This window comes from Maricaulis sp. (genome assembly GCF_048270265.1).
GTDB lineage: Bacteria > Pseudomonadota > Alphaproteobacteria > Caulobacterales > Maricaulaceae > Maricaulis.
In genome coordinates this window covers 1-11,207 of record NZ_JBLWTD010000042.1, presented here as the reverse complement: position 1 = coordinate 11,207, position 11,207 = coordinate 1, and the positions used below count along the sequence as shown (strand labels likewise).

General features: G+C 64.4%; 12 protein-coding genes. 9 read left to right on the top strand and 3 right to left on the bottom strand.

Annotated elements, in window-relative coordinates; all coding sequences use genetic code 11:
* The first annotated feature begins 107 nt into the window (after window positions 1-107).
* From rplT to ACN0YF_RS14510, 7 genes are all read left to right on the top strand, one after another.
* Window positions 108-464, top strand: a complete 357-nt coding sequence (gene rplT, locus ACN0YF_RS14540) for a 50S ribosomal protein L20 (RefSeq protein WP_417494936.1) — start codon at window positions 108-110, stop codon at window positions 462-464.
* 144 nt (window positions 465-608) lie between these two features.
* On the top strand, window positions 609-1,691 hold the full coding sequence (gene pheS, locus ACN0YF_RS14535) for a phenylalanine--tRNA ligase subunit alpha (protein WP_417494935.1): 1,083 nt from the start codon (window positions 609-611) through the stop codon (window positions 1,689-1,691).
* Window positions 1,691-2,320 (top strand): hypothetical protein, encoded by a 630-nt coding sequence (locus ACN0YF_RS14530; RefSeq protein ID WP_417494934.1) that lies wholly within the window; start codon window positions 1,691-1,693, stop codon window positions 2,318-2,320. Before pheS ends, ACN0YF_RS14530 begins: the two co-directional genes overlap by 1 nt.
* Complete coding sequence (gene pheT / locus ACN0YF_RS14525) at window positions 2,317-4,716, top strand: phenylalanine--tRNA ligase subunit beta (protein ID WP_417494933.1); 2,400 nt, start codon at window positions 2,317-2,319, stop codon at window positions 4,714-4,716. The genes ACN0YF_RS14530 and pheT overlap by 4 nt, the downstream gene beginning before the upstream one ends.
* A gap of 5 nt (window positions 4,717-4,721) precedes the next feature.
* The gene (locus tag ACN0YF_RS14520) at window positions 4,722-5,333 is read left to right on the top strand and encodes a nucleotidyltransferase family protein (RefSeq protein ID WP_417494932.1); all 612 of its coding nucleotides are present in this window, start codon (window positions 4,722-4,724) and stop codon (window positions 5,331-5,333) included.
* Window positions 5,334-5,517: 184 nt separating this feature from the next.
* On the top strand, window positions 5,518-6,948 hold the full coding sequence (locus ACN0YF_RS14515) for a peptidoglycan-binding protein (protein WP_417494931.1): 1,431 nt from the start codon (window positions 5,518-5,520) through the stop codon (window positions 6,946-6,948).
* Window positions 6,949-6,975: 27 nt separating this feature from the next.
* Window positions 6,976-7,575, top strand: coding sequence for a hypothetical protein (locus ACN0YF_RS14510; RefSeq protein WP_417483510.1), 600 nt, complete (start codon window positions 6,976-6,978; stop codon window positions 7,573-7,575).
* 17 nt (window positions 7,576-7,592) lie between these two features.
* Here the strand turns inward: ACN0YF_RS14510 and ACN0YF_RS14505 are convergent, their stop codons facing one another.
* Complete coding sequence (locus tag ACN0YF_RS14505; protein ID WP_417483509.1) at window positions 7,593-8,210, bottom strand: cation transporter; 618 nt, start codon at window positions 8,208-8,210, stop codon at window positions 7,593-7,595.
* 69 nt (window positions 8,211-8,279) lie between these two features.
* Between ACN0YF_RS14505 and ACN0YF_RS14500 the strand changes: the two genes are divergently transcribed.
* Window positions 8,280-8,711 carry a MerR family transcriptional regulator gene (locus ACN0YF_RS14500; protein WP_417483508.1) on the top strand — a complete coding sequence of 144 codons (432 nt, stop codon included), beginning with the start codon at window positions 8,280-8,282 and terminating at the stop codon, window positions 8,709-8,711.
* 9 nt (window positions 8,712-8,720) lie between these two features.
* Here ACN0YF_RS14500 and ACN0YF_RS14495 read toward each other — a convergent pair whose 3' ends face one another.
* On the bottom strand, window positions 8,721-10,052 hold the full coding sequence (locus ACN0YF_RS14495; RefSeq protein WP_417483507.1) for a hypothetical protein: 1,332 nt from the start codon (window positions 10,050-10,052) through the stop codon (window positions 8,721-8,723).
* Between the two features lie 159 nt (window positions 10,053-10,211).
* Between ACN0YF_RS14495 and ACN0YF_RS14490 the strand changes: the two genes are divergently transcribed.
* Window positions 10,212-10,721, top strand: coding sequence for a nuclear transport factor 2 family protein (locus tag ACN0YF_RS14490; protein ID WP_417494930.1), 510 nt, complete (start codon window positions 10,212-10,214; stop codon window positions 10,719-10,721).
* Window positions 10,722-10,723: 2 nt separating this feature from the next.
* Here the strand turns inward: ACN0YF_RS14490 and ACN0YF_RS14485 are convergent.
* A partial coding sequence (locus ACN0YF_RS14485; protein WP_417494929.1) for a GNAT family N-acetyltransferase occupies window positions 10,724-11,207 on the bottom strand: 484 nt, incomplete at its 5' end.

Sequence of the window (11,207 nt, the reverse complement as noted above, 5' to 3'; positions counted from 1 at the left end):
TCCGCGACAAGCGGGGACAGGTTGTCCTGTCCGCTCAGGATACGAAGATCATCAAGAAATATCTCCCGTACGGCCTTTAAGCCCCCGGCATTGAGTAGGAGCATACCATGTCACGAGTGACATCCGGCCCGGCTACGGCCATCCGCCACAAAAAAGTTATCAAGAAAGCGAAAGGCTATTACGGCCGTCGCAAGAACACCTTCCGCGCTGCCGTCCAGGCTGTGGAGAAGGCCGGTCAGTACGCTTATCGCGACCGCCGTGCCAAGAAGCGCACCTTCCGCGCCCTCTGGATCCAGCGTATCAATGCCGGCGCACGCCTGCACGGCATGACCTATTCGACCATGATGCACGGCCTGATCAAGGCCGGTATCGAGGTTGACCGCAAGGTCCTGTCCGACATCGCCATCCATGAGCCGGACGCCTTCAAGGCCCTGGTTGACCAGGCGCAAGCCGCGCTGGCCTAGGCCTGTCATACGACTTCAGGAAAAGGCTCGCCGGCGCATCGCCCGCGGGCCTTTTTCGTTTTTGGGCCTGACGCAGCGGATTTGTGCTGTCGACACCTGAAAATTCAAACGCTAAACCCCAACCTGACTGGCAAGGGCGAAGACATGACCGATACCGCTGCACTGGAAACCCTCGAGCAGGACGTGCTCGCGCAAATCTCGGGCGCCACAGACGAGGCGGCGCTTGATGCCGTGCGCGTCGGGGCGCTGGGCAAGAAGGGGTCTGTCTCGCTGATGATGCGCTCGCTGGGCTCCATGAGCCCGGAGGAGCGCCAGGTGATGGGGCCGGCGCTGAATGGTCTCAAGGACCGGCTCGGCGCGGCGATCGATGCGCGCAAGGCGATGCTGGAAGCGGCCGCGCTCGATGCGGCGCTGGCCTCCGAGACCATCGATGTCACCCTGCCGGTGCGGCCCGAGCCGCAGGGGTCGATCCATCCGATCACCCAGGTGATGGAAGAGCTCGCCGTGATCTTCGCCGATATGGGATTTGCCGTCGCGGAAGGCTCGGACGTGGAAGATGACTTCCACAATTTCACGGCGCTGAATTTCCCCGAGGGCCATCCGGCGCGCGATACCCAGGACACTTTCTTCATGAAGCCGGACTCGGATGGCCTGCGCAAGGTGTTGCGCACCCATACCTCTCCGGTCCAGATCCGCACCATGATGAGCCAGACGCCGCCGATCCGCATCATTGCGCCGGGCCGGGTCTATCGCTGTGACTGGGACCAGACCCACACGCCGATGTTCCACCAGGTCGAAGGCCTGGTGATCGACAAGGAAACCCATATGGGTCACCTCAAGGGCGTGTTGCAGGACTTCCTCGCCGCCTTCTTCGAGACCGATGAAGTCGTCACCCGTTTCCGCCCGCACCACTTCCCCTTCACCGAGCCATCGGCGGAGATGGATGTGCGCTATGAGCGCGTCGGCCAGGCCGTGAAGGTCGGCTCGGGCGAGCAATGGATGGAAATCCTCGGCTGCGGCATGGTGCATCCGAATGTGATCCGCAATTGCGGCCTCGATCCGGACGAATACCAGGGCTTCGCCTTCGGCATGGGCGTTGATCGCCTCGCCATGCTCAAATATGGCGCCCCGGACCTGCGCGATTTCTTCAATTCCGACCAGCGCTGGCTCGGCCATTACGGCTTCTCGCCCCTGCTGCAGGCGAATATGGCGACAGGCCTGAGCTAATGTGGCGCTGGTTCACCCATAACCACCAGACCCTGACCGGGATCGGCGCGATGCTCGTGGGTATCGCGGCCCTGTTTGTGGCCTGGGACCAGGGGCGGGTGATGCGGGCGCAGCAGCATGGTGCGGTCTATCCCGTGTTGCAGGTCGATGGCTTTGTCTCGACCATGCCGACCGAAGCCAGTCTGGGAATTACCGTCGCGAATAATGGCGTCGGACCGGCGCTGATCCGCCGCGTTTCGCTCTATCGCGATGGCGAGTTGCAGTCCGGGCTTGAGGCCTATCGCGCCCAGCTGCCCGATGGCTATAACCTCTCCTGGGCCGGGCTGACCGGCCGGGCCCTGGCACCCAATGAAAGTGTGACCCCGATCAATATCCGGTGGTCACGCGAGGATATCACCCAGTCCGAGCTCAACGCTGCCGCGTCGAGCTGGAACGCCTGGGAAGTGCGCGTCTGCTATTGCTCTGTGTTCGACCGCTGCTGGGAGACGGTGCCCGCCGGCGGTGCGCTCGCCCGGCGCGTGAACCAGTGCGAAGTCGGCGCCGACGACGCGTTTGAACAATTGGGCGCTGCCCACCCGGCCCCCACATCACCTGAAACGGCCCTATCGCGGCCGGAGGACGAGCAATGAAATTCCCGCTTTCCTGGCTGAAATACCACCTCGAGACCACGGCCTCGCTCGACGAGATCGCCGAGGCGATGACCATGGCCGGTCTCGAGATCGAGGAAATCGACAATCCGGCCGAGAAATTCGGTGCCTTCACGGTCGCCTACGTCAAAGAGGCCGTCGCGCACCCCGATGCCGACAAGCTGCGCGTCTGCACTGTCGAGACCGTTGACGGTATCAAGCAGATCGTCTGCGGCGCTCCCAATGCGCGCACCGGCATGCGCGCCGTCTATGCCCCGCTCGGCGCCTATATCCCGGGCCTCGATTTCTCCCTCGACAAGAAGCCGCGCAAGATCCGCGGCGTCGAGAGCTCGGGCATGATGTGTTCGGCCAAGGAACTGGAACTCGGCGAGGATCATGACGGGATCATTGATCTCGAGGGCGACTGGCCCGTCGGCACGCCGGCTGTTGTCGCGCTGGGCCAGGACGATATCGTCATAGATTTCGAAGTCACACCCAATCGCCCCGACTGGCTCGGCGTGCGCGGCATCGCCCGCGACCTGGCCGCAACCGGTATCGGTACGCTCAAGGATGTCCCGATCGAGCCCGTCCCGGGCACATTTCCCTGCCCGATCAAGGTCGAGCTGGACTGGCCGGAAGCCTGTCCGGTCTTCGCCGGCCGCCTGATCCGCGGCGTCAGGAATGTGGCGTCTCCGGAATGGCTGCAAAAGGCACTCCGGTCGATCGGTCTGCGCCCGATCAATGCGCTCGCCGACATCACAAACCTGATCTCCTATGATCGCTGCCGGCCGCTGCACGTCTATGACGCGGCCAAGCTGAGCGGCCATCTGCATGCGCGCCGCGGTGCCGGCGACAGCGATGCCTTCGAGGCCCTCGACAAGAAGACCTACACGCCGACGGAAGACATGTGCGTCATCGCCGATGAAGCCCGTTGCCTGGGCTTTGGCGGTATCATGGGCGGGACCTATTCCGGCTGCAGTGACGCGACCACCGATGTCTTCATCGAGGCGGCCTGGTTCGACCCGCTGGTCACCCGCGCCACCGCCAAGGCGACCGGTATCGACAGCGACGCCAAATACCGTTTCGAGCGCGGCGTTGACCCGCAATCCATCATCGATGGCATTGAATACGCCACGCGGCTGATCCTGAAAATCTGCGGCGGCGAAGCCTCCGAGACCGCCGTCTTCGGCGAGATCCCGGCAGCGCCCGCCGATATTGAATTCCCGATCAGTGAGGTCAAACGCCTGACCGGGCTCGACCTGCCGCGGGCCGAAATCCTGCGCATCCTCACCACGCTCGGCTTCAAGCCGACCGGGGCCGGCGATGTGCTGACCGTCGGCGTGCCGAGCTGGCGGATGGATTGCAGCCTGAAGGCCGATCTGGTCGAGGAAATCGCCCGCATTCACGGTTTCGACAAGCTCACCGCCACCTCGCTCGAACGCCCGCCCGTACGGCGCCAGGCACCGGCGACCGTGATGCAATTGCGCGCCCGCAATGCCCGCCGCGCGCTGGCGGTTCGTGGCTATCAGGAAGCGGTGACCTGGTCCTTCTGCGAGACCTCGCAGGCGGCCCTGTTCGGCGGCCATGGCACCGGCCTGGCGCTGGAAAACCCGATCTCCTCCGAGCTCGACGTGATGCGCCCGACGGCGCTGATCCATCTGCTCACCGCACTGCAGGCCAATGCCGATCGCGGCTTGTCCGATGCACGCCTGTTCGAGGTCGGCCCGGTCTATCTCACCGATCAGCCCGACGGCCAGTTGCTGGTCGCCACCGGTGTGCGCCGCATCACCTCCGCGCGTCACTGGACCGGCAGCCGTGCGCCCGACGTGTTCGACGTCAAGGCCGACGCCATGGCGGCCCTGGAAGCCGCCGGGGCGCCGTCCGCCTCGCTGCAGGTGGCGCCGGAAGCGCGTGACTGGTGGCATCCGGGCCGTTCCGGCGTGCTGCGCCAGGGGCCGAAGAATGTGATGGCCGAGTTTGGCGAGATTCATCCGCGCGTGCTCAAGGCGCTCGGCATTGATGGCCGCGTGCTGGCGTTTGAAATCGTGCTCGACGCTATTCCCAAGCCGCGCAAGGCCAATGGCCTCAAGGCCCGCACCCAGCTCGACCGCGCCGACCTGACGCCGGTGAAGCGCGATTTCGCCTTCCTCGTCGACAAGACGGTCGCCGCCGACGCCCTGATCCGCGCCGCCAAGGGCGCCGACAAGGCCTTGATCACCGATGTCACTGTATTCGATGTCTATGAGGGCAAGGGTGTGCCCGAGGGACAGACCTCGCTGGCGATCGAGGTCGTGTTGCAGCCGCGCGACAAGACGCTGACCGACGAGGATATCGACGCCGTTGCCGCCAAGGTGATCGCCAAGGTGACCGGTGCCACCGGCGGCACGCTGCGGGGCTGAGCCAAATGGATCCCCGCCGCCTCGCCCATGCCCCGGCTGACGCACAGCGGGCCTTCCTGATCGAGGCGGTGCGGGCCAATCCTCTGGCAATGACGGTGCTGGAACGCGCCGCCGCGATGGACCTGCCCGATCACGGCCTGATGGCCGGGGCGGTCTACCAGGCGGTGTGGAATGCCCTGACCGGGCGCGATCCGGCCTATGGCGTCAATGATTATGATCTCGGCTATTACGACGCCTCGGATCTGGGCGAGGCGGCCGAGGATGTCGTCATCAAGGCCGGCGATGCCGTGTTCGGTGATCTCGACGCCATCGTCGAAATCCGTAACCAGGCCCGGGTCCATCTCTGGTTCGGTGCCAAGCATGGCGTCACCCGCGCGCCGCTGACCAGCACCACCGATGCCGTCGCGCATTTCGCCTCCCACACCCATGCCGTTGCCGTCCGGCTCGATGCCGCCGGTGAGATGGAGGTGCTGGCACCCTATGGGCTGGACGAGCTGTTCTCGCTGCATGTCCGCCCGGTTGCAGCCCTGGCGGACCCGGTCGGCTGGAACGCCAAATGCGAGCGCCAGCACCGGCAATGGCCGGAAGTCCGGTTTGAACGCGCCGGGCTCGCCTGAAAGGGGTTTTGCCGACCCGATATTCAACTCATTGGAGAAAAAGCGACATTCCCCGGTGGCTTGCGAAATTATTTCGACAAACTCGCCTCAGGCGTATGGCGCTCGACAGCACCCACAGCTAGTATGGTTAATACGGGTTAACCAATGGCAGCGCCGTTGATGACGGCGACAGGGGGGTGTCTGGATGATGGATCGGGTTACAGCCCTGCTGACACAAGTCGCAGCGACCATTCTGGTCGTCATCGGGCTTGTCGCCATCCTCGGCTATACCCATTCACGCGCCTATCGTGCCGGATACTGTGCCGGCGAATACTGTCCTGCGGAAACCACCCAGCCCTGGTGGCGTTTCGGCCGGTCGGGCACACCGGCACCGGTCGATCCGCCCGCGCGCACGGATAATTACGCGCCGCGCTACGATCCCGATTTCGATTACTACCGGTCGGACAATTACGACAGCCCGTCGACGGGCCCGAGCGGCAGCACCTATTCCGGATCGGACCTGTATGGCAGCGCGGCCGACAACCGGCCGGCCGACCGGCCCGTCAGCAGCAGCGGCCTGTCCTTCAACACCGGCCCTGTGCGGGAGCGCGATTCACGCGGCTTCTCGCTGTTTCCCAACACCCGTGCACGCTATTTCGAGACCCCGGGACAACGCATCTGCGCCGACGGGCAGAATGGCCCCGGCGCGCCGCGCCTGGCCCGCTGCTGGCTCAATGTCGGCGATGCCTATCAGGCTGTCGGCCGGACCGACGAGGCGCGTGACGCCTGGGACCAGGCCCTCATCGCCGGATCCTATGGCGGCGGCGCCCAGGCGGCCCTGATCGCCCAGCAACGCCTGCAGACCGCCGTACTGCAGCTTTCCTGCCCGACCTCGCCGCAAAGCCTCAACCGCATCGCCTATGGCGCCAGCGAAAGTGAGGATTCCGGCGATATCATCCAGCTGATCTCGCGCCAGCGGGCCATGGCGGCACTGGGCTTCTATTCCGGCCCGGTCGATGGTTCCTACGGCCCGATGACGCGCCGCTCGGTCCGGGACTTCCAGCGCGAAATGGGCTTCGACCAGACCGGCGCCCTCAATTCGCAGGAGACGGTAACACTCATCTGTCATGCGGCCCTGAATGCCCGCGACGCCGACTCCCAGAACCTGCTCGGCATCATGTTCGCGACCGGTCTCGGGGTGGAACAGAATATCGATTCCGCCCTGGAATGGCTCGACACTGCCGCCGACCGGGGCAATGGCAGCGCCAATTTCAATCTCGCCCTGATCTATGGCACCGGCACGATCCAGGGCAGCTATCGCCTGTGCGGCCTGATCGAAAGCCCGGAGCGCGCCGACAGCTATCTGCGCCGCGCCGCCGACCTCGGACATGAGCGCGCCCGCCGCCTGCGCCAGGAATTCACCGGCGGTGACAGCTCTGCCGAGCGCTGGGCCGGCATATCGCGGGCGCTGCTGGCGGAAGCCGAGCGCACGGGCGATCGTTTTTATCTGGCCTGGCAGCAGCGCGTCGACGAGGCGCGCCGCGAAAACGGGCAAGAACTCAACCTGCCCGGCTGCTACCAGGCAGCCTTGGATGGGGGTCATTCCGTTCCGGCCGAAGACGGCCAGGCGGATTGACGGGGATACTGGAAGGATTTGCTACCGATGAAAAAACTGACGCTATTCCTGCTCGCGGCGACCATGATGTCAGCCTGCGCCACCAGCACGCCCCCGCGCGGCCATGCGGTCCCGCCACATTCGCACCCGGCACCGCCGCAGGCGCGCCCGGCCGATACCGTCGGACCCGCCACCGCGATGTGCCAGGTCGCCGGACTGGCCGAGCAACGCCTCTCCATGCTGGAGGAGATTCACCGCTATCGTGAAGCCATCCGGGTCGATTCCGGGCGTTCGGTCAGTGTCGCCAACACCCAGACCCAGGAATTGATCACCGCCTTCGAGACCGATCTGGACGGGTCCTATCGCTTCGCCACGGCCTCCTGCCGCACTTATAACCGCTGCCTCGAGGAAAACCGTTTCGACGAGGCGCGCTGCCAGGATACTGCCCGGCTCTGGCATGAAGGCCAGGATCGTTTCCACGATCTGTCCCTTCAGCTGGCTGCCGTCCGCGAGCGCATCGCCTCGGGCTGCACCAGTTGTTCTCCGCGCGACGTCCCCGCGAGTGACCGGCCCTACCGGCACCGTCACAATACGCCGCCGGCGGATGACCTGCTCGGCTCCGTCTTCTCCACCGGCGAGCACCACTAGCGCCCGGCGCTGACGGCTCAGGCCGGGTTTTGGGCGAGTTCGCGCCGGGCCTTGCCCAGGATCTGTACCGCGGAGCTGAGGAAAAGGCCGGCCATGCCGACGGCGACGATGATGTCGGGCCAGTGACTATGGGTCAGCCAGACCACACCGGCCGAGACGAAGACCGCGATATTGCCGATCGCATCATTGCGTGAGCACAGCCAGACCGAGCGCACATTGGCGTCGCCATCGCGCCAGCGCATCAGGATCAGCACGCTGATCACATTGGCCGCCAGCGCCAGCAGCGCGATGCCGCCCATCAGCTCGGCCACCGGCTGGGCGACGAAGATGGCCCGGTAGAGGGCGAGCGCGAGAATCGACACGCCCATCACGAACAGGCTTGCCGCCTTGATCAGGGCTGCATTGGCGCGCCAGCGTTGCGGCTTGCCGATCACCCAGAGCGAGAGCCCGTAGGTGGCGGCATCGGCAATGAAATCGAGGGCGTCGGCCTTGAGTGCCTGGGACTGGGCTGCGGCACCGGCGAACATTTCAACGAAGAACATGCCGGCATTGATCACGATGACCGCGATCAGGGCGCGCCGGAATCCGTCGCTCATCCCGTCGAATTCCTCATGCTCGCAGCAGCTTCCCGACATCACATGCACTCCTTGCCAATCGCTTCAAGAACACCCTAATCTCTCTAGCCACTAGAGGTTCAAGAGCCAATGTCAGACTTGTCGATCGGAAAGCTGTCTCGCGCGAGCGGGGTCAAGGTTCCCACCATCCGCTACTACGAGACGATCGGCCTGCTGGCCGCGCCGCCGCGCTCGGAAGGCGGACAGCGGCGCTATGACAAGGCCGATGTCGAACGGCTGCGCTTCATCCGTCACGGACGGGCGCTCGGCTTCGGGCTGGATGACTTGCGGGCGCTGCAGGAACTCTCCGACCGGCCCAACCAGTCCTGCGAACGCGCCGATGCCATCGCCAGCCGGCAGCTGGCGGAAGTGGAGCGCCGGATAGCCGGGCTGGAGGCCGTGCGCGCCGAGCTGTCACGCATGCTCAGGCATTGCGCCCATGGCGAGGTCGATCAGTGCCGCGTGATCGAGACACTCTCGGATCACGCCCTGTGCGAGGGCGACCATCTCAGGATCAGCTAGACCGTCCGGTCAGAAACTGCCGCCGATGCGGTTTTTCCAATAGCCGACATCCTCGGCATATTTGCCGACGATCTCGCCGAGCACATTCTCCAGCAACAGGCTGTCGAAACCGATCCATTCGTCCTGGTTGATCTCGTCAATGCTGGCCATGGAACGGCGCAGGAAGATGGCATAGATGCTCACCAGCACCACGAACAGGATCAGGAAGATCACGCCGAGATCCGCCAGGCGGGCGCCGGCATCGAAGCCTGTCCATTCGCTCAGGGCGAGATTGAGACCGGCGAGAACGACGGTGAAGAGCAGCGGTACGAAGACCAGGTAATAGCCGGAGTTTCGCAGCATCTGGAACATGATATTGCGCACGAAGGTCTCGATGAAAAAGATCCGCTGCGCGATCCACAGCACATTGGTGTGCCACATCCGCGCCGAGTGCGAGAATTTCGCCGCATCCTTTTCCTGCCCCACCGTCACCGATTTGGCCTGGCCTTCGGCGGTGCGGAAATGGTCATTGAGCCGGGCGAGATAACGGGTCACGAAATTGGACAATTCCCGGAAATTATTCCGCTGATACGGCACATATTCCATGAAATAGATGATCCACATCGCGAAGGCGCCGCCGATCGTGGACAGCGCCGCGAACATCGCCTGGCTGAGATCGGTCGCGCTCATCGTGACCGGGCCGAAGGACATCGGGCCGGCCAGCTCGATCAGGCTGCCGTCATTGTACAGCAGGTTGATGATCAGCACGGTGGCGATAATGGTCGAGAAGACCACGGTCAGTTTGCGGACATTGGAATTGATCGTCTTGCGCATCTCGTTGAGCAGATAGAGACAGCCGCAATCGACAGGGAAATACTCCGCGATCACCGCGCCCTCCTCGTCCTCATAGAGGTTTTGCGGATTGGCCGAGATCTTGACGCGCCCGTTGAGGAAGGCCGCGCCCTGCCGGTAATAATCCTCGGCCACCTCCAGCGTCAGCTCGCCGGGCGTGCGGATATAGCCGACGGTGACACCGGTCCAGTGGAACAGGAATCCATGCCGTTTCAGGTGGGCATCCTCGTGCGCGAAATCGGCGCCGAGGGCTTTCTCGGTCTCCGTCCGGGCACGGGCAGCGCGCGACAAGGCGGCCCAGGCGCTGGGCCCCATATGGGCGGGACGCACCGAGCCGGGCCCGGCGCGGGTGATCGCCTTGAGGCCGAACAGCTTGCCGATCGGGCGGAAGAGCGGGCCGGTGATACGGCCCAGGATCTGGAAGGGGATCTGCCGTGCCAGCATCAGCACGAAGAGCACCCCGATCCCGACCAGCAGGACCAGACCGCTGATTGTACTGCCTTCACTCATGACGCTCTCCCCTCGGCTGTTTTCAGCCCCTCTACCCGCTACACTATCGCGCAATATTCCGCGGCGGTAGTGCGGGATAGCCTCACATCCAATCCCGCTTGCAGGGCACCGGGCATCGGTCCCTTGTGTCGCCATTGTCTGGATTGACGGGGATTTACGATGTCAGGACTGAGAGCAGGGCTTTGTCTGATGATGCTGGCGGCAACGCCGGCCTGGGGCCAGGAGGCCAGCGCTCCCGATCTGGACGCCCGCTTCGCCGAGCTCGACCGGCAGGTGTTCGAGCTGGGCTATAATGGCTGCAACCTCGAGCTCATGGCCGAGCTGACGAGCGAAGATTTCGAATTCTATCACGATATTGGGGGCATCACCCTGGGTCGCCCCGCCTTCATCGACAGCATTGACCGCAATATTTGCGGCCCGGATTATCATGTGACGCGGACCTTGGTCGACGGTTCGCTGGTCCTGCACCCGCTCTATGACAATGGCGTGCTCTATGGCGCCATACAGAGCGGTGAGCACATGTTCAGCATCGTGCGCCCCGACGCCGAACCCGAGCTGACCGGACGCGCCGGCTTCACCACGTTGTGGCGGCTGGAAGGCGATGCCTGGCGGATGTCACGCGTGCTCAGCTTTGATCACCAGGCGATCCACGCCGCTGACGGCGAGTAGGCTCAAACGCCATCAAAGGCAGGATGATATTCGATCCGGGTGCCGCGCGGCAGATGCGCGGTGCCATTGAGCGCCTTCACCTGGAAGGCATTGCCGGTCTTGTCTTCCGGGTCGTCGGCCCAGTGCAGGTCGAGGGCGGGCGCCGGCTCGAAGCCGAAACGGCTGTAATAGTCCGGATCGCCCAGCACGATGCAATAGCTCGGCCCCAGCGTGCGGACATAATCGAGGCCGGCCTCGATCAGGGCCGCGCCAATGCCGCGATTTTGGTAGTCGGGCAGAACGGCGACCGGCCCGAGGCCGAGACCGGGGACTTCGCGGCCATCAGCCAGCTTCGCCATCGCCGGGGAGAACATCGCCACGCCCGCAATCCGGCCATCGAGCTCGGCGACGAGTTCCAGCGTGTCGGCATCGGCCGCGCGCAGGGCGACCACCAGCCGCGCCTCACCCGGTTCGGGGAAAGCACTTCGAAGCAGGGTATCGACACCG

Excerpts from the sequence above, each read along its gene's own strand:
- rplT (WP_417494936.1), top strand. The coding sequence starts at position 108 with ATGTCACGAGTGACATCCGGCCCGGCTACGGCCATCCGCCACAAAAAA.
- pheS (WP_417494935.1), top strand. The coding sequence starts at position 609 with ATGACCGATACCGCTGCACTGGAAACCCTCGAGCAGGACGTGCTCGCG.
- ACN0YF_RS14530 (WP_417494934.1), top strand. The coding sequence starts at position 1,691 with ATGTGGCGCTGGTTCACCCATAACCACCAGACCCTGACCGGGATCGGC.
- pheT (WP_417494933.1), top strand. The coding sequence starts at position 2,317 with ATGAAATTCCCGCTTTCCTGGCTGAAATACCACCTCGAGACCACGGCC.
- ACN0YF_RS14520 (WP_417494932.1), top strand. The coding sequence starts at position 4,722 with ATGGATCCCCGCCGCCTCGCCCATGCCCCGGCTGACGCACAGCGGGCC.
- ACN0YF_RS14515 (WP_417494931.1), top strand. The coding sequence starts at position 5,518 with ATGATGGATCGGGTTACAGCCCTGCTGACACAAGTCGCAGCGACCATT.
- ACN0YF_RS14510 (WP_417483510.1), top strand. The coding sequence starts at position 6,976 with ATGAAAAAACTGACGCTATTCCTGCTCGCGGCGACCATGATGTCAGCC.
- ACN0YF_RS14505 (WP_417483509.1), bottom strand. The coding sequence starts at position 8,210 with ATGTCGGGAAGCTGCTGCGAGCATGAGGAATTCGACGGGATGAGCGAC.
- ACN0YF_RS14500 (WP_417483508.1), top strand. The coding sequence starts at position 8,280 with ATGTCAGACTTGTCGATCGGAAAGCTGTCTCGCGCGAGCGGGGTCAAG.
- ACN0YF_RS14495 (WP_417483507.1), bottom strand. The coding sequence starts at position 10,052 with ATGAGTGAAGGCAGTACAATCAGCGGTCTGGTCCTGCTGGTCGGGATC.
- ACN0YF_RS14490 (WP_417494930.1), top strand. The coding sequence starts at position 10,212 with ATGTCAGGACTGAGAGCAGGGCTTTGTCTGATGATGCTGGCGGCAACG.